Source organism: Aliirhizobium cellulosilyticum (assembly GCF_014198105.1).
GTDB classification, from domain to species: Bacteria; Pseudomonadota; Alphaproteobacteria; order Rhizobiales; family Rhizobiaceae; genus Neorhizobium; species Neorhizobium cellulosilyticum.
Genome location: NZ_JACIGW010000004.1, coordinates 138,303 through 156,610 on the forward strand (window position 1 = coordinate 138,303; position 18,308 = coordinate 156,610).

Consider the following 18,308-nt stretch of genomic DNA (forward strand, 5'->3'; position numbering starts at 1 on the left):
AAGCGATGACCGAACCCCTGATTTCGCTTTCCGGCCTGCGCCGCGACTATGCTTCCGGCGATGGCACGATCACCGTCCTGAAAGACGTCGACCTGACCATCGAAAAAGGCGAGATGGTCGCGATCATCGGCGCCTCCGGCTCCGGCAAGTCGACCATGATGAACATTCTCGGACTGCTCGACCGGCCGACCGAAGGCACCTACAAGATTTCCGGCCGCGAAACCTCGGCCCTCGACAACGACGACCGCTCGGCACTGCGGCGCGAGCATTTCGGCTTCATCTTCCAGCGCTATCATCTGCTGGACGAAATCTCGGCGCTCTCCAATGTCGAGATCCCGGCGGTCTATGCCGGCCGCGACCGCAGCCAGCGGCGTGAACGGGCAGCCGCCCTGCTCGGACGCCTCGGCATGGCGGATCGCACCGAGCATCGGCCGGGCCATCTCTCCGGCGGCCAGCAGCAGCGCGTGTCGATTGCCCGCGCGCTGATGAACGATGCCGACGTGATCCTGGCGGACGAGCCAACCGGCGCGCTCGACAAGGCAAGCGGCGAGGAGGTCCTGCGCATCCTTGACGAGTTGCATGCCGAAGGCCGCACCATCATCATCGTCACCCATGATGCGACGGTTGCTGCCCGCGCTGAACGTATCATCGAAATATCCGACGGCCGAATCATTTCCGATACCCGCTTCAGGGAGCTTCCCGCTCCGGTAAAGGAAACAGCGCCGCGAACCCCCGCCCCTGCCAACCGCGTCTGCGCAGGCCTCGACCGTTTTCGCGAAGCCTTCCTGATGGCCTGCAAGGCGCTGAAAGCGCATCGCATGCGCTCCTTCCTGACCATGCTCGGCATCATCATCGGCATCGCCTCGGTTATCTCGGTCGTCGCGCTCGGCACCGGCAGCCAGCAGAAGGTGCTTGCCAATATCAGCAGCCTCGGCACCAACACGCTGGAAGTCTTTCCCGGCACCGGTTTCGGAGACATGCGCTCCGGCCGGGTGAAAACCCTTGTCGTCTCCGACGCCAATGCACTGGCGAAACTGCCCTATATCGCCGCCGCGACGCCGACGGTCTCCACCAGCACCACAGCACGCTTCGGCGCAACCGAAGCCAACGCCCTGATCAACGGCGTCGGCAGCAGATATTTCGAGGTCAAGGGGTCGAAACTCGTCGCCGGCCGTTTCTTCGACGATGCCGGCGTGCAGGCCATGGAACAGGATGCGGTCATCGATGAAAACACGGCAAAGACCCTGTTCGGCAGCGATACAGCCAAGGCAATCGGCCAGGTGTTTCTGGCCGGAAGCGTGCCGTCGCGGGTGATCGGCGTGATCTCGTCGCAGCAGGGCGGTTTCGGCTCCAGCGACAATCTCTCGATCTACCTGCCCTATACCAGCGTTCAGACCCGTTTCACCGGCGACCAGTCGCTGCGCAGCATCACGCTCAGGATCAGCGACGATGCCGACACGAGCGTTGCCGAACAGGCGGTCACCACCTTCCTCACCGGCCGCCACGGCACGAAGGACTTTTTCGTCTTAAATACCGACGACATCCGCCAGACCATCACCAGCACGACACAAACGATGACGCTGCTGATCGGCGCGATCGCGGTCATCTCACTGATCGTCGGCGGCATCGGTGTGATGAATATCATGCTGGTCTCGGTGTCGGAACGGGTCAGCGAAATCGGCGTGCGCATGGCGGTCGGAGCCAGACGACAGGATATCCTGCAGCAGTTCCTGATCGAGGCCGTGCTCGTCTGCCTGATCGGCGGCGTGCTCGGCGTGGCGCTCGCGCTTCTGTTCGGCGCGACATTCAGCCTGTTCGGTTCGAGCTTCAGCCTTGTGTTCACGACTGCACCCATCGTTCTTGCAGTCGTTTCGTCCTGCCTCATCGGCATCGCCTTCGGCTATCTTCCGGCACGCAACGCGTCGCGGCTTGATCCGGTGGCGGCTCTTGCGTGATGCCGGCGAACAGCCGACACTGCGGTTGATGGATAACAACGACACGATGCCCGAAATCAAACGTTCAAGGGGACGCCCGAAAACGCAGAGCGACGACGAGCGCCGCCAGGCGATCGTCGAGGAGGCCCAGCGCACCTTCGTCGAACTCGGCTATCGCGGCACCACGACCGATATCGTGGCGGCGCGATGTCATATCTCCAAGCAAACCCTCTATCGGGTATTCAAAAGCAAGGCGGATCTGTTCCTCGCGGTCGTCGGCTCCCATCGTCGGATGATGCTCGCTCTGCCGCGCCCCGAAGATGAAGACAGGCCCGTCGATGAAGTTTTAGCAGATATCTTCATGATCGACATCGATGAGGTAGCGGAACGGGAACGCGAAGCCTTCATCTCCTTCGTCATACGGGAATCGCAGCAGGTTCCCGAACTGGTCGATATTTTGCACCGGGAGGGTGTCGACCGATCACGAAAGCTTCTCGCGGAATGGCTCGATCTTCAGGTGGCCCGCAAGACGATTGCGATCGACAACACATTGAGCGGTGCCCGGATGCTGATGGATCTCCTGTTCGGCGGCATGGCCGGGCCGGGTAGCCGCGACTGGAAGGACCGGGCGGATCGCAACCGCCATCTGCGGCGCTGCATCGATGTCTTTATCCGGGGAAACCAGCCTCACTGAAATCCGGAAACGGGATTCAGCAAAAAGTTGCATTGACCGTGGTCAATTCGCCATGACGCGATAAGTCTATCGTCACGGGAACATTTGCAATTGCCTGGGGGCAGTGATGACGAAATCCGCAAAGGGATGGGTCTGGGGCGCTATCGCCGTCGTGCTGGTTGCCATCGGCTATTATGCTTGGACGGTCTTCCGCAGCGACAGCCTTCCGGCAGGCTTCACCTCAAGCAACGGCCGCATTGAAGCCGTGGAAATCGACATCTCCACCAAGACAGCCGGCCGACTGAAAGAGCTGCTGGTCCGCGAGGGTGATTTCGTCAAGGCGGGCCAAACCCTTGCCCAGATGGATACTGCCCAGCTGGAAGCCAGCAAGCGTCAGGCGCAGGCGCAGCTTCGCCGCGCCGAGATCTCCGTCGATACCGCTCACAGCCTCGTCGCCCAGCGCGAGGCTGAACGGAAATCATCCCTCGCGGTCATCGAACAGCGCAAGGCCCAGCTCGACTCGGCGCAAAAGACCAATGCCCGCTCGCGCCAGCTTCTCGCCAACAATACCGTTTCGCAGCAGGTGGTCGATGACAGCGAGGCGGCCGAACAGGCGGCCCGTGCCACGCTCGCCTCCGCGGAAGCTTCGCTTGCGGCATCCGATGCGGCAATCAACGCCGCTAAGGCGCAGGTTGTCGATGCAGAGGCTTCGGTCGATGCAGCCAAGGCCCAGATTGACAGCGTCGATACCGATATCGCTGATAGCACGCTGACATCGCCGCGCGACGGCCGGGTCCAGTACCGCGTCGCCCAACCGGGAGAGGTTTTGTCCGCCGGCGGCCGCGTTCTCAATCTCGTCGATCTCGGCGATGTCTACATGACCTTCTTCCTGCCCACCGCGCAGGCCGGCCAGACCCCGATCGGCTCCGACGTCCGCCTCGTCCTCGACGCGGCGCCCCAATACACGATCCCGGCAAAAGTCTCCTTCGTCGCTGATGTCGCGCAGTTCACCCCGAAAACGGTCGAAACGGAAGAGGAGCGGCAGAAACTGACCTTCCGGGTCCGCGCCCAGATCCCGCAGGAACTGCTCCAGAAATACATCCAGTACGTCAAGACCGGCCTGCCCGGCATGGCCTATGTCCGGCTCGATCCGCAGGCTGCATGGCCGGAAAATCTCGAACGCAACCTCGTGAAGTGACGGCGCCGATATGGACGCCGTCGACAAACACGCCCCAAGCGACAGCAAGCCGGTCGTCCGGCTGCAGCAGGTATCGCTTGCCTACAAGAAGACGGTCGCGCTCGATGACGTGTCGATCGATATACCCTCCGGCTGCATGGTCGGGATGATCGGGCCGGATGGCGTCGGCAAGTCGAGCCTGCTGTCGCTCGTCTCCGGCGCCCGCGCGATCCAGAAGGGCAAGGTCGAGGTGCTCGGCGGTGACATGGCGGATGCCCGCCATCGCGATGCGACCTGCCCGAAGATCGCCTATATGCCGCAAGGGCTGGGCAAGAACCTTTACCCGACCCTGTCGGTCTTCGAGAATGTCGACTTTTTCGCCCGCCTGTTCGGCCAGGACAAGGCCGAGCGCGAAGCACGCATCAGGGAACTGCTCGAAAGCACCGGCCTCGGCCCCTTCGCCGACCGGCCTGCCGCAAAACTTTCAGGCGGCATGAAACAGAAACTCGGCCTCTGCTGCGCCCTGATCCATGATCCGGATCTGTTGATCCTCGACGAACCGACGACCGGCGTCGACCCTCTTTCCCGAAGACAGTTCTGGGAACTGATCGATACGATCCGCGCCGGCCGCCCCGGCATGAGCGTCATCGTCGCCACCGCCTATATGGAAGAGGCCGCCGGCTTCGACTGGCTTGTCGCGATGAATGCCGGCAAGGTACTCGATACCGGCACGCCGGCCGAACTGCTGTCGCGCACCCGCACCGACAATCTCGACGCCGCCTTCATCGCACTCCTGCCAGAAGCCGAGCGCCGCGGCCATGTCGATGTCGTCATCCCGCCGCGCCAGCATGACGGTGCAGAGGAATACGCCATCGAGGCCAGCCATCTCAGCATGCGCTTCGGCAGCTTTACCGCCGTCGACAATGTCAGCTTCCAGATCCCGCGCGGCGAGATCTTCGGCTTTCTCGGCTCCAATGGCTGCGGCAAGTCGACGACGATGAAAATGCTGACCGGGCTTCTGGCCGCCAGCGAAGGTGAGGCAAAGCTCTTCGGCCGCACGGTCGATGCCAGCGACATGGCCGTGCGCCGCCGCGTCGGTTACATGAGCCAGGCCTTCTCGCTCTACAGCGAACTCACCGTCCGCCAGAACCTCGACCTGCACGCCCGCCTGTTCAAGCTGCCGGAAGACAAGATTCCGGCGCGGATCGACGAGATGGCCAGCCGCTTCGGCCTCGCCGATGTGATGGAAACGCTGCCCGATGGCCTGCCGCTCGGCATCCGTCAGCGCCTGTCACTTGCGGTTGCGATGATCCATGCGCCGGATGTGCTGATCCTCGACGAGCCGACCTCCGGCGTCGATCCCATCGCCCGCGACGCCTTCTGGCAGATCCTTGCCGATCTCTCCCGCAAGGATAACGTCACCATCTTCATCTCCACCCATTTCATGAACGAGGCGGAACGCTGCGACCGCATCTCGCTCATGCATGCCGGCAAGGTGCTGATCAGCGACACGCCGGACGGGATCGCCAGAAGCCGCAATGCCGCAACGCTCGAAGAAGCCTTCATCGCCTATCTGGAAGAGGCTTCCGGCATCACGCCATCCGACAAGACTGAAAAGAAAGCTGATCCGGCTCCAGCAAAGCTGGTCCTCTCGCACGACACCCACGCCCAGAAAAAGCGCCGCCTCTTCGATTTCCGCCGCATGTTCAGCTATACGCGACGCGAAACACTGGAACTGCAGCGCGATCCGATCCGCGCCACGCTCGCCGTGCTCGGCAGCGTCATCCTGATGTTCGTCATCGGCTACGGCATCAACATGGATGTCGAGGACCTGACATTTGCCGTGCTCGACCGCGACGACAGTACGATCAGCCGAGACTATGTGCTGGATATCGCCGGCTCGCGCTATTTCATCGAGAAGGAGCCGATCCGCGATTATGCCGACATGGACAAGCGGATGCGGGAAGGCGAGATCAGTCTGGCGATCGAGATCCCGCCCGGCTTCGGCCGCAACGTGCTGCGCGGCGACACCGTCGAGATCGGCGCCTGGATCGACGGCGCCATGCCGCAGCGGGCCGAAACCGTCAGCGGTTATGTGCAGGGTATGCATGCCAACTGGCTGAACCGCAAGGCGAAGGAGATCAACGGGGCCGCGGCCACGCAAGGGGCCTTCTCCATCGAAACCCGCTTCCGCTACAATCCCGACGTCAAAAGCCTCGTCGCGATGGTGCCGGCGGTCATCCCGCTTCTGCTGATCCTCATCCCCGCCATGCTCTCAGCTCTCAGCGTCGTCAGGGAAAAGGAACTGGGTTCGATCATCAATCTCTACGTGACGCCGGTAACCCGGCTGGAATTCCTGTTCGGCAAGCAATTGCCCTATATCGTCCTCGGCATGCTGAATTTCCTGCTGCTGGTCGCCTTCGCCACGCTGATTTTTCGCGTGCCCTTCACCGGCAGTTTCATCACCTATGCGACGGCTGCGCTGCTCTACGTCATCATCGCCACCTCGATCGGCATATTGATGTCCACCTTCATGTCGAGCCAGATCGCCGCGATCTTCGGGACAGCGCTTCTGACGCTGATCCCGGCCACCCAATATTCCGGCATGACCGACCCGGTCTCGTCGCTTCAGGGTGCGGGCGCCCTGATCGGCCAGATCTACCCGACCAGCTATTTCATGACGATCTCGCGCGGCACATTCTCCAAGGCGCTCGATTTCGCCGGGCTGGCCGGTTCCTTCGTGCCGCTTCTGATCGCCATCCCCATTCTGGCCGCGCTCGGAGCGGTGCTTCTCAAGAAGCAGGAGAGCTGACCCATGTTCTCGTCCAACATCTTTCAGCTCGGCCTCAAGGAATTGCGTGGTCTCGCCCGCGATCCGATGCTGCTTCTGCTGATCGTCTACGCCTTCAGTCTGCAGATCTATACCGGCTCGAGCGCCATGCCCGAGACGCTCAACAATGCCGCCGTCGCCATTGTCGATGAGGACCAGTCGCCGCTATCGGGCCGCATCAGTACCGCCTTCATGCCTCCCTATTTCGTCCCCCCGAAACAGATCTCGATCGCCGAGATGGACAGCCGCATGGATGCCGGTCTCGACACATTCGCGCTCAACATCCCGCCGGATTTCCAGCGCGATGTGCTGGCCAATCAGCAGCCAGTCATCCAGCTCAATGTCGATGCGACCCGCATGAGCCAGGCCTTCAGCGGCAGCGGCTATATCCAGACGATCGTTTCAAACGAGGTCGGCGAATTCCTCAATCGTTACCGCGGCGCAAGCAGCGTCCCGGTGGATCTCACGCTCCGGGCACGCTTCAATCCGTCGCTCGACAAATCCTGGTTCGGCTCGATCACCAACATCATCACATCGATCACCATGCTGTCGATCGTCCTGACCGGTGCCGCCCTCATCCGCGAACGCGAACACGGCACGATCGAGCATCTGCTGGTCATGCCGGTCACGCCGACGGAAATCATGATCAGCAAGATCTGGTCGATGGGCCTCGTCGTGCTTCTGGCCTCCAGCTTCGCCCTGTTCGTCATCGTCAAAGGGCTGTTGGCAATCCCGATCGAAGGCTCGCCCGCCGTCTTCCTGCTCGGCACGGCGCTCTTCCTGTTCGCCACTACCTCGATGGGCATATTTCTAGCGACCGTCGCAGGCTCCATGCCGCAATTCGGCCTGTTGCTGATCCTCGTGCTATTGCCGCTTCAGGTATTGTCGGGCGCTATGACACCGCGCGAAAGCATGCCGGATATCATCCAGTACATCATGCTTCTCGCCCCCAATACGCATTTCGTCATCCTCGCCCAGGCAGTGCTGTTCCGCGGCGCACAGCTCGACGTCGTCTGGCCGCAGCTTCTGGCGCTGCTGGTCATCGGCTCCGTGCTGTTCTGGCTGGCGCTACGCCGTTTCAGACGTTTCCTCAGATAGTCATTCCGCAGCGATTGCCGGACGGTGGTCGTCATTGCTCTCGGTCCGATCCTCGTCCTTCCGCCGGCCAAGGCGGCTGAGGAACCGGCCGAAACGGTCCATCTCGACGAAGATCACCGGCGTGATGAACAGCGTCAACGCTTGGCTGACGATCAAACCGCCGACCACCGCGACGCCGAGCGGCTGGCGAAGCTCCGAAGACGCGCCGCCGCCGATCGCGATTGGCAGGGCACCGAGCAGCGCACAGAAGGTCGTCATCATGATCGGCCGGAAACGCCGCACACTTGCCTCATGGATCGCGGCCGCGGCACTCTCCCCCTTCTCCCGCATCGTCTCCACCGCCACGTCGATCATCATGATGGCGTTCTTCTTGACGATGCCGATCAGCATCAGAAGCCCGATCAATGCGATGATCGAGAGATCGAAACCGAACAATTTCAGCGCCAGAAGCGCACCGAACGCCGCCGCCGGCAGGCCTGAAAGAATGGTCAGCGGGTGGATAAAGCTTTCATAGAGCACCCCGAGCACGACATAGATGGTGAGAACCGCCGCAAGGATCAGCAGCGGCGTATTGCCCTGGCTCTGCTGGAAAATCTGCGCCGTGCCGCCGTATGAAGTGAACACGTCGGCCGGCATATCCATCGATGCCTTGATCTGGTCGATCGCGGCCGTCGCATCGCTGAGCGAGACATTTTCCGGCAGGTTGAACGAAATCGTCGTTGAAACGAGCTGGCCGGTCTGGCTGATCGTCACCGGCGCGGTTTTCCGCTCCACATGGGCAAAGTTCGACAATGGCACCAGCGTGCCGTTGGAAGACATGACCCGCACCTGCTGCAGCAACTGGTCGTTCCACTGCCGGCTGGTGTCGAACTCGACGATCACCTCGTAACTGTCACCCGTCGACTGGATTTCAGCAGCATTATACCCGCCGAACGCCATCTGCAGCGACTTGCGCAACGTGTCGTCGGTAATGCCGAAACGGGCAGCCTTTTCCGTATCGACCTTGATATCGGCCTCGATCGCGTTGTTCTGTGCATCCGACGTCACGTCGGTGAAATGCTGCCGGTCCTTGCGCATCGCATCCTGCAGCTTGCCAGACCATTCATTCGTATCGTCCACCTTCAGGGCCTGGACGACGAGTTGGTACTGGCTGGCCGTGCTGCGCCCGCCGAAACGCAGGCTCTGCTGCGGCGTGATGAAAGCTCTTATACCGGCGATCTTGCCCGTCGCCTGCCGCAGTTCCTGCAGCGTCTGCTGCAATGGCGGTCTTGCGTCGCGGTCTTTCAACTCGACAAAGATCGTGCCGTTATTGAGTGGGCTTCGGCTGTTGCCGCCGACCGTAGAAGTCACGTGGTTGACCGCCGGGTTGGCGCGGATCGCAGCCACGACCTGCGCCTGCAGGTCGCGCATCGCCGTATAGGAAATGTCCTCGCGCGCGCGGGTCGAAACCGAAAGCCGGCCGATATCCTCGGTCGGGAAGAAACTGCTCGGCAGCGTCTTGAACAGGTAGATCGAGCCACCGACCGAAGCCAGGAAGACCAGCATGATCACCGTCCGGTTCCTGAGACACCAGCCAACCGAGCGATCATAACCGCGCAACGTCTTGTCGAAACCGCGATCGAATATCCTGACGATCAGGCTCGGGCGGTGATGCCGGTCCGACATCCGCGATCCGAGCATCGGCGTCACCGTCAGCGACACGATGGCCGAAGCGACGATCGCAAGAGCAACCACCATGCCGAACTCATTGAACAGCCGGCCGACCACCCCGCCCATCAGCAAGATCGGGATGAACACGGCAATCAGCGAGATAGACATCGAGACGATCGTGTAACTGACCTCCGCGGCCCCCTGCAGCGCCGCCTGCCGCACCGGCATGCCGTCCTCGATATGCCGCATGATGTTTTCGAGCATCACGATCGCGTCGTCGACCACGAGGCCTACGGAAAGCGTCAGCCCCAGAAGCGAGATATTGTCGATACTGTAGCCGAGCAGGTACATGGCCCCGAACGTCGTGACCAGCGACAGCGGCACCGCAAGCGCCGGCACGATCGTCGCCGAAACACGCCCGAGAAAGAGATAGATCACCAGCACGACCAGCGCGATCGTCAGCCCGAGCGTGAACTGCACATCGGAGATCGATTCACGGATCGAAACGGACGAGTCGTTCATCACATTGAGCTGCACCGATGCCGGAAGCTCTGCCGTCAGCGCCGGCAGCTTGGCTTTCACCGCATCGACGACGGCAACCGTATTCGCATCCGGCTGGCGCTGCACGGCAAGCACGATGGCCGACTGGCCGTCATACCAGCTGCCCGCATCGAGGTTTTCGACACTGTCCTCCACCCGCGCGATGTCCCCGAGATGGATCGGCGCACCGTTGGGCGAGGCGATCACCAGCGAACGGAATTCTTGCGCGTTGGTGCGCTGGGTGTCGGCATTGATCGTCAGCTTCTGGCTGCCATTCTGCAGCGAGCCGACCGGCGCCTGGCTGTTGGCGGCCTCGATCGCGTTTGTCACGCTTTGCACACCGAGCCCGCGCGCCTGCAGCTTGTCCGGGTCAACCTCGACACGAACGGCATACGTCTTCGCCCCGAAGATCGACACTTCGGCAACGCCGGGCAGTGTCGAAAGCATCGGCGAGATGACGTTCTCGGCGATCTCGTCCACCTTGCTCGGCGGCAGGCTGTCGCTTTTGACGGTCAGAAGCAGCACCGGCGCATCCGCCGGGTTGGTCTTGCGATAGCTCGGCGCCGTCGTCATGTTGTCCGGCAATTGCCGGCTTGCCTGCGAGATCGCCGCCTGCACGTCGGCGGCGGCGGCATCGATATTGCGGCTCAGATCGAATTGCAGCACGATAGAGGAACTGCCGAGCGAGTTGGTCGCGCTGATTTCGCTGATGCCCGGAATGGTCTCGAATTTCTTGATCAGCGGCGTGGAAACTGCCGTCGCCATCGTCTGGGGCGAAGCACCGCTCAACGACGAGGACACATTGATCGTCGGAAAATCCACCTGCGGCAACGCCGCGACCGGCAACATCCGGTATCCGGCAAGACCGGCCAATATCGCGCCGATGGCAAGAAGCGTGGTGGCGACGGGACGCCTAATGCAGAATTCGGAGATCAATTGCTTGCCCCCGGTTCAATCACGCTATTGACCGAGGCAGTTTCCCGGCCGGCGTTCGAAAAATCCTCATGAACCGTCGCCCCATCGGCAAGCTGCGACTGCCCTTCCACGACGACGTGAGCACCGTCCTCTATCCCCTTGGTGATTGCCGTATCGCTTCCGTTGGAGCGGGAAACCGTCACCAGCGTCTTGTGGGCCTTCCTGTCATCCCCGATCGTGTAGATGAAGGGAGTGTCGGCACCCGGATTGACCGCAACGGTCGGCACCACGATATTCTCTTCACCGCCGTTGAAATGCACCGTCACGTTGACGGACTGGCCAGGCCATAGCTCTCCACCCGGATTATTGAACTGCGCCTTTGCCAGAATGGTACCCGAGGCCGTGTCCACCGTGTTGTCGAAGAAGCTGAGCTTGCCGGAAACGACCTCATCCGACGAAGACTGAGGCAGCGCATCGACGGTAATTTCACCACCCGAAAATCCCCGGCGCAATTCGCCGAGATACCCTTCCGGCAGATGGAAGCTGACATAGATCGGGTCATATTTCTCGATCGTCACCACGGTGGATCCGACCCCGAGATAGGCACCGACACTGACCGCGATATCGCCGAGACGCCCTTCGAAAGGCGCGCGGATTTCGGTGTGCTCTAAATTGACCTGATCGGCTGCGATCGTTGCCTTGTCGCTTTGGACCGTTGCGGCGCTGGTATCGCGCGTGGCCTGCGCCTCGTCGACCGATTGCTGCGTGCCGGCACTGCGATCGACGAGCGTTTTCGCCCGGGCAAGCGCGGTCTCGGCCCCCCTCAGCGTTGCCTGATCCCGCGCCAGCAGTGCCTTGTCCTTGTCGAGTGCCGCCACGAGGCTGCGATCATCCAGCTTGGCGATCAGGTCGCCGGCCTTGACCACATCACCATCACGCGCGGCGATGGAAAGCACCGTTCCAGCTTCCTGCGCTGCGATCGTGGTGTTTTCATCGGCAACGGCTGCGCCCGTGGCAGTGACATCGAGCGGCAAAGTCATCTTCACGGCAGCAACGGTCTTGACTACAGGGGGCTGGCCATTGCCTCGCCCACGCTGCCCGTTCCGGCCACCATCCTGCGATTGCTCGTTTGCTGCCGTCTTATCCGCCGAAGCTTGCGGATTGAGCTGATCGAGAAAGGGAAGCTGCGCTCGAAAATGCCATCCGGCAGCTGCCACTACGGCAAAACAAGCCACGATCCAGATCTTCTTCATGCCGGTAGTTCTCCATCAGGGCCTTGCCTCTGTGGAGGAGGATATTGCGCTCAAAACGGCGAAAAGCCAGCGAACACAGCGGCCTGCGGATTAAATCTTGGTAAGGATGCGCGGGATCTCATGAAGCAAAAACGTAACATTCGATCAGTAAAGATCGCCAAGCTCTTCATGGATTGCCGAAATAATCTCGGCGCGTTGCTGGGCCGAACGCCCGGCATGCGCCGCATAGGTCAGCGCCAGCAGCCTCACTGTGCTCAGAATAGTCGTATGCGAGGGGCCGAGCGCAAAACTCGCCACATGGCAAGGCAATACAACATTCGAATATCGCTGCGCTTCCAGCATCGAATTTCGGTCGGTAATGGTGATGATGTTGAGACGGCTCGTCGCAGCATGGCTGAGGATCGGTTTCAGGATCGGCTGGTGCGGTGGCAAGGTCACCAGAAGCAGTACGTCCTTCGGCCCGGTCATTGCAAGATCTTCCGCCCAGGATCCCTGGTTGATGCCGAGGATCATGACGCTGTGCCTGAGACGCGAAAAGACCAGCCGCGCATAGCGCGCCACGCCCTCTTCCACACCAAGCCCGAGAACCCACACTTTTGGCGCAGCACCGATCAGTTCGGCGGCCTGTCGCACCTTGTCGGAGCGCATCTCCTCGAATGTCTTGGTGAGATTTTTCAACTCGAGTTCCAGATGCGCGCCGATCGTCCGCCCGAGCGCCACCTGTTCCGACTGCGTCACGGAATAGCCGTATGGCTCCGTGCGGTTGCGCTCTTCACGCGCTTGAAGCTTTACCTCGTTAAAATCCGCATAGCCGAGATGCTGGAAGAAACGCGCGGCGGTTGCCTTCGATACTCCGGCCATCTCTGCGATCTCGGTTGCCGAATGGGTCAGGATATCGTCCTGCCGGTCGAGGATCAGCTGGGCAAGCTTCTGCTCACCGGCCGTCAGCCGCTGGTAGCGTTCCTGAATGCGCAAGACGAGACGCGAGGCCATGATTTCTCCGGTTTGCCGCTCTGCATAAAAAGATTAGCACCCCTCTTGCAACAATGAAACTATTGTTTCACAATTATGAAACATTGAAACAGAGGCCATGATGGCACAACCACGCGTCATCCGTCAGAGAATATGGGACAACCTTAAGGCTGTCGCACGCCCTGACACGCGCTTCCATCTAAGCTTCAGCGAGTTCATTCCCGATTTCGAAGGCGTCGAGCAGGCGACCGATCGGCTGACGGCCCTGCCGGCCTTCGCCCACTCCAAACTCGCCTTCGTCACACCCGACAATTCCATGACCGAGTTGCGCCGTCGGCTGATCGTCGAGGGCAAAGCCTTCGTCATGTCGACCTACAACATGCAGCGCGGTTTTCTCTACATGGCCCCCGGCATTGTTCCGCCGGAAGCCGCTCCATTTGCGGCATGGCTGGATGGAATGGAGTATTTTGCCCGCCCCATCAGCCTTGAGGAACTGACCGGGATCGGCCGGTTCGACCTGCTTGCCACCGGCGCATCGGCGGTGACCAAGGACGGCATTCGTTTCGGCAAGGGCCACACCTATTTCGATCTCGAATGGGGCATGTTCACCGATCTGGGCCTCGTAGACGAAAAGACGCCGGTCGCGGCAATCGTCCATGACGTGCAGGTGGTCGATGAACAGCTGAGCCCCAGCGAAACCGACATCCAGGTGGATTTCATCGCCACCCCGAGCCGCCTTGCAACGGTCGAGCGCCACAACCGGCGCCCCCGCGGCATCAAGTGGGAGCAGCTGACGCGTGACGAGATCGCCGATACGCCGCCGCTGAAAGAACTTGCCCGCATGCGCGGCATCGCCTGACCCAGGATTTCAAGACTTCACCCCGACAATAAGGAACAGCCCGATGCATCTTTCCCTCAACCGTCGCCATTTCATGGGCCTGATGGGCGCTGCCGCGACCATGCCGATGATGGGCCACATGGCCTCCGCCGCCACCCCGTTCAACTTCCAGGCCTCGTGGATCAACGATGCCGAATTCGCTGGTTATTTCCTCGCCGCCGACAAGGGCTATTACAAGGAAGCAGGCCTTGAGCTGGAATATCTTTCCGGTGGCCCGGACGTCATCCCGGAAAGCTCGATAATCGCCGGCAAGGCCGACCTGACGCTGACGACGCCCGACACCACGATCAAGGCGATCGTCGAACAGGGCGCGCCCTTCAAGATCATCGGCGCCCAGTACCAGAAGAACCCGATCGGCATCGTGTCTCTGGCCAAGAACCCGATCAAGGAGCCGAAGGACCTGATCGGCAAGACGCTCGCCGTTCCGCCGGTCAACGTCATCTCGGTCGAAGCCATGCTGAAGATCTCCGGCATCGACCGCGCGCAGGTCAACATCGTGCCCTACGCCTACGACCCGACCCCGCTGATCAAGGGCGAGATCGACGCTTCCGTCGACTTCACCACCAACGTGCCTTTCACCATCAAACAGGCCGGCGAGGAAGCAACCTCCTTCCTGCTTTATGACTTCGGCTTCACCATCTTCAACGACACCGTCGTCGTCACCGAAGAAGTGTTGAAGACAAAGCGCAAGGAAATCGTTGCCTTCGTCAAGGCCAGCCGCAAGGGCTGGGAAGAAAACCTCAAGGACCCGGCTGCCTTCCCCAAGACCTTTGCCGACACCTGGTTCAAGGGCACCGGCCGTTCGATCGAAAACGAGGTCTATTTCAACACTGCGCAGAAGCCGCTGATCGAAAACGCCAACGGCATCTTCTCGATGAGCGACGAAGCGATTGCCGCCAATATCGAGGCGCTCGCCGCCGTCGGAATCACCGCCAAGCGCGAATATTTCGACACCACCGTTCTCGAAGAAGTTTGATGATCTCGAATACCGGCATCACGCTTGAAACTGTCTCGCGCTCCTTTCAGGGGCGCGGGACTGTCGTTCAGGCGCTCGACAATGTTTCTCTCGATTGCCCGGCAGGCTCGTTCACCGCGCTGATCGGCCCGTCCGGCTGCGGCAAGTCCACCATGCTGCGCCTCGCACTCGGTCTCGATGAGCCGACCGCTGGCGAGATCGGCATTGCCGGCATGAAACCGCAGCAGGCGGCAAAAGCCGGCCTCACCGGCGTCGCCTTCCAGGACGCGGCCCTGATGCCCTGGCGCAGTGTCGAGGACAATATCGCCCTGCCTCTCGACGTCCTCGGCCGCAAGCGCTCCGATTTTGCCGAAAAGATCGCCGGCCTGATCGACCTCGTCGGCCTCAAGGGTTTCGAGAAGTCGCTGCCCGGCGAACTGTCCGGTGGCATGCGCCAGCGCGTGGCGATTGCCCGTGCCCTCGTCACCGATCCGAAAGTCCTGTTCCTCGACGAACCTTTTGGCGCGCTCGACCAGATCCTGCGCCGCCAGATGAATATCGAGCTGCAGCGCATCTGGATGAAGAACCGCGCAACGACGCTGCTTGTCACCCACGGCATAGACGAGGCCGTCTTCCTCGCCGACCGTGTCGTCGTCATGCAAAGCCGACCGGGCCGCATCGGCAAGGTTGTCGATATCCCGCTCGCCCGCCCTCGCCTGCCGGAAATTTTTACCACACCGGAATTCCACGCGCTCGAAGATCAGGTCGCGGAGGCTCTGGATGGCCACTGAGACGGCGCTTGGAGCTTCCTCCGGAACCAGCAGGAAAACACCGCATGGAACGCCCTTTGGGAAGGCCAAAGGCGAACCCGGCTTCCGCCACTGGTCCGCACTCAGAAACGCGGCGATCCTGCTCGTCCTCTGGGAAGTTCTCGGCCGCTTCAAGCTCGTCGCCGGCGGCGCTTTGCCTGCCCCGACCGAAGTCCTCATCCGCTTCTGGTCGGATCGCGGTGATTATCCCTTGCATATCCTTGCCACCTTTCAGGGCGCATCCCTCGGCTTCCTGATCGGCAATGGCCTCGCCATCCTCGCCGGCATTCTCTTCGCCGTCTCGCCGGTCGCAGCACGACTCGGCCGCGGCCTCAATGTCGCGATCTTCGCCCTGCCGCCGATCGCCATCTCGCCGATCCTGGTTTTGACCTTTTCCGGCATGACGCCGCGCGTCGTGCTCGCGGCCCTCGGCTGTTATTTCGTCACCATGAGCGCCACCGTCACCGGCATCAGCCAGACCGACCGGCGCATGCTCGATGTCGTTCGCGCCTATGGCGGCGGCCGTCTTGCCCTCCTGCACCTCGTTGAAATCCGCGCCGCCCTGCCCGCCATCCTCGCCGGTTTGCGGATCGCGGCCCCCGCCGCCGTGCTTGGCTCGATCCTGGCAGAATTCGGCGGCGGCGGCCGTTTCGGCCTCGGTGCCTATCTGATCGGCTCGCTCGGCCGTGCCGATCCCGCCCGTCTTTGGGGCATCGGTCTTGCTGCCACCGCCATCGCGCTGATCGCCTACGGCATTTTCGCCCTCATAGAAGCCCGCCTCACCCGTTCCACCCGCGCCGTCACCGTCGCGGCAACGCCGCCCGGCATCCGTTCCGAAGGCAACTGGCTTTCCACAATCGCCATCACACTCGCCTCGATCGCACTCCCCTTCATCGTCTGGTGGCTGCTGCTCAAAATCCTTGGCACACCGGCCATGATCGCCAAAACTCCAGCTGGCGTCTTCGACTATCTCTTCATCGCCCCCTCCGCGACCTCGGCGCAAACCCGCCTTCTCGCAGCGCTCGGCCAGACGCTGCCGATGACGCTGATCGGCATGGCCGCCGGCCTCGCCTTCGCCTTCGCGCTTGCCCTCGCTTCGGTCGTGCGCCCCGGCATCGTCCGCTCGTTCATGCCGGTGGCGCTCGTCACGCAGACCATGCCTCTTGTGGCCCTGACACCGCTGCTCGTCCTCCTCCTCGGTCGTGGCCCCTCGGTCATCCTCTGGATCACCATCTCCGTCACCTTTTTCCCCGCCTTCGTCACGCTGGCGCAGGGCCTCGGCATGGTGTCGCGCGGGGCGCTCGATGTGGTGCGCGCTTATGGCGCAAGCCCGTTTACCCAGCTTCGGCTGGTCTCCATCCCGGCATCCTTGCCCTATCTCTTCGCCGCCATGCGGCTTGCCGTTCCGCGCGCGCTTTTAGGCGTGATGATCGCCGAATGGCTCGCCACCGGCACCGGGCTCGGCAATCTTCTGAACCAGTCGCGAGGTTATCTCGACTACGGCATGATCTGGACGGTCGCCGTGGTTTCGGTCCTCATCTCGGTTCTCTTCTATCAAATCGTCATCGTCATCGAACGGCAGGTGCTGCGCAAACGCGGCATGCAGCCGGCCGCCTAAAGTTTTAAAGGAGCACCCCCATGTCCTCTCAGACGTCCAATTACGCTGAAATCGCCGATCACAAGTCTTCCGTGCGCGAACGGGTCTGGACCGAATTGCGCAAGGTCGCCGTCGCCGACAGCCGTTTTCATTTCGATTTCGGCGAATTCATCGCCGATTTCGAGGGCGGTGAGGCGGCCGTCGAGCGCTTACTCGACAACCCCTATTACCGTGACGCGCGCCTGATCTTCATCACGCCCGACAACTGCCTCGACCGCCTGCGCCTTCAGGCGCTGAAGGATGGCAAGCTGGTGCTGATGACCACCTATTCGATCAAGCGCGGCTTCTGGCTTCTCGATCCGAAGAAGATCGCACCGGAAATCTATCTCTATGCCTCGACCCTCGACGGCATGGAACGCGTTGGTGAGCACATGACGCTTGCCGATATCCAGACCAAGCTGCCGAATGTTGACTACATGGTCACCGGCACCGGTGCGATCAATCTGGAAGGCGTGCGTTTCGGCAAGGGTCACGGTTTCTTCGATGCCGAATGGGGCATGCTCTACCAGCTCGGCAAGATTTCCGTCGAAACCCCCTGCGCCGCCGTTGTCCACGACTGCCAGGTCCTGTCGGAAAAGCTCAACCCCGATGTCTACGACACCGTCGTCGACGTGATCTTCACACCCACCCGCGCGATCAACGTTTCGGGCCCACACAAGCCGACCTGCGGCATCATCTGGGATCGCCTCGACCAGCACATGTTCGACACCATCCCGCCGCTGCAGGAGCTGAAGGCCATGGGCCTATGATTTTTCGTCTACCGACTACCGACGGCAATGTCGGTAGTCCAGATCACTGGCAAGGCTTACGGTTCAGTGTCGCCGAGATTTGCTTGGACCATGAGCGGCAACCCAACTTCCCCGAAAGCAGCTTTGGCAGTAATCCTCGGCTACCGGAAAAAGCGTCGGCAACTTCGCTCCCATCGAAAAACTTGACTCAACGAGTAT

13 protein-coding genes are annotated in these 18,308 nt (G+C 61.4%); 10 read left to right on the plus strand and 3 right to left on the minus strand.

Features of this window, described 5'->3' with window-relative positions:
- Nucleotides 1-5 precede the first annotated feature (5 nt).
- The 5 genes from GGE33_RS17865 to GGE33_RS17885 all read left to right on the plus strand — a co-directional run bounded on the left by GGE33_RS17865 (nt 6) and on the right by GGE33_RS17885 (nt 7,712).
- Nucleotides 6-1,955, plus strand: a complete 1,950-nt coding sequence (locus tag GGE33_RS17865) for a MacB family efflux pump subunit (protein ID WP_183826021.1) — start codon at nt 6-8, stop codon at nt 1,953-1,955.
- 28 nt (nt 1,956-1,983) lie between these two features.
- The gene (locus GGE33_RS17870; RefSeq protein WP_183826756.1) at nt 1,984-2,628 is read left to right on the plus strand and encodes a TetR/AcrR family transcriptional regulator; all 645 of its coding nucleotides are present in this window, start codon (nt 1,984-1,986) and stop codon (nt 2,626-2,628) included.
- 106 nt (nt 2,629-2,734) lie between these two features.
- Nucleotides 2,735-3,805, plus strand: a complete 1,071-nt coding sequence (locus GGE33_RS17875; RefSeq protein WP_183826024.1) for an HlyD family secretion protein — start codon at nt 2,735-2,737, stop codon at nt 3,803-3,805.
- Between the two features lie 10 nt (nt 3,806-3,815).
- The gene (gene rbbA, locus GGE33_RS17880; RefSeq protein WP_183826027.1) at nt 3,816-6,596 is read left to right on the plus strand and encodes a ribosome-associated ATPase/putative transporter RbbA; all 2,781 of its coding nucleotides are present in this window, start codon (nt 3,816-3,818) and stop codon (nt 6,594-6,596) included.
- A gap of 3 nt (nt 6,597-6,599) precedes the next feature.
- On the plus strand, nt 6,600-7,712 hold the full coding sequence (locus GGE33_RS17885; protein ID WP_183826030.1) for an ABC transporter permease: 1,113 nt from the start codon (nt 6,600-6,602) through the stop codon (nt 7,710-7,712).
- Here the strand turns inward: GGE33_RS17885 and GGE33_RS17890 are convergent, their stop codons facing one another.
- The 3 genes from GGE33_RS17890 to GGE33_RS17900 all read right to left on the minus strand — a co-directional run bounded on the left by GGE33_RS17890 (nt 7,713) and on the right by GGE33_RS17900 (nt 13,063).
- The gene (locus GGE33_RS17890) at nt 7,713-10,838 is read right to left on the minus strand and encodes an efflux RND transporter permease subunit (protein WP_183826033.1); all 3,126 of its coding nucleotides are present in this window, start codon (nt 10,836-10,838) and stop codon (nt 7,713-7,715) included. It lies immediately after the preceding gene.
- A complete protein-coding gene (locus tag GGE33_RS17895) occupies nt 10,835-12,070 on the minus strand; it encodes an efflux RND transporter periplasmic adaptor subunit (protein ID WP_183826036.1) in 1,236 nt (411 codons plus the stop codon). The genes GGE33_RS17890 and GGE33_RS17895 overlap by 4 nt, the downstream gene beginning before the upstream one ends.
- Before the next feature lie 144 nt (nt 12,071-12,214).
- Nucleotides 12,215-13,063 (minus strand): MurR/RpiR family transcriptional regulator, encoded by an 849-nt coding sequence (locus GGE33_RS17900; RefSeq protein WP_148145115.1) that lies wholly within the window; start codon nt 13,061-13,063, stop codon nt 12,215-12,217.
- Between the two features lie 100 nt (nt 13,064-13,163).
- Here GGE33_RS17900 and GGE33_RS17905 point away from each other — a divergent pair, with 100 nt between their 5' ends.
- From GGE33_RS17905 to GGE33_RS17925, 5 genes are read left to right on the plus strand one after another with little or no spacing between them, the layout of a single operon-like run.
- A complete protein-coding gene (locus GGE33_RS17905) occupies nt 13,164-13,901 on the plus strand; it encodes a 5-formyltetrahydrofolate cyclo-ligase (RefSeq protein WP_183826039.1) in 738 nt (245 codons plus the stop codon).
- Between the two features lie 43 nt (nt 13,902-13,944).
- Nucleotides 13,945-14,916 (plus strand): ABC transporter substrate-binding protein, encoded by a 972-nt coding sequence (locus GGE33_RS17910; RefSeq protein WP_183826042.1) that lies wholly within the window; start codon nt 13,945-13,947, stop codon nt 14,914-14,916.
- Nucleotides 14,916-15,686, plus strand: coding sequence for an ABC transporter ATP-binding protein (locus GGE33_RS17915; protein WP_183826045.1), 771 nt, complete (start codon nt 14,916-14,918; stop codon nt 15,684-15,686). The genes GGE33_RS17910 and GGE33_RS17915 overlap by 1 nt, the downstream gene beginning before the upstream one ends.
- Nucleotides 15,676-17,322, plus strand: coding sequence for an ABC transporter permease (locus tag GGE33_RS17920; RefSeq protein ID WP_183826047.1), 1,647 nt, complete (start codon nt 15,676-15,678; stop codon nt 17,320-17,322). Before GGE33_RS17915 ends, GGE33_RS17920 begins: the two co-directional genes overlap by 11 nt.
- A gap of 20 nt (nt 17,323-17,342) precedes the next feature.
- Entirely contained in the window at nt 17,343-18,110 is a 768-nt protein-coding gene (locus tag GGE33_RS17925) for a 5-formyltetrahydrofolate cyclo-ligase (protein WP_183826050.1), read from the plus strand.
- Nucleotides 18,111-18,308 lie beyond the last annotated feature (198 nt).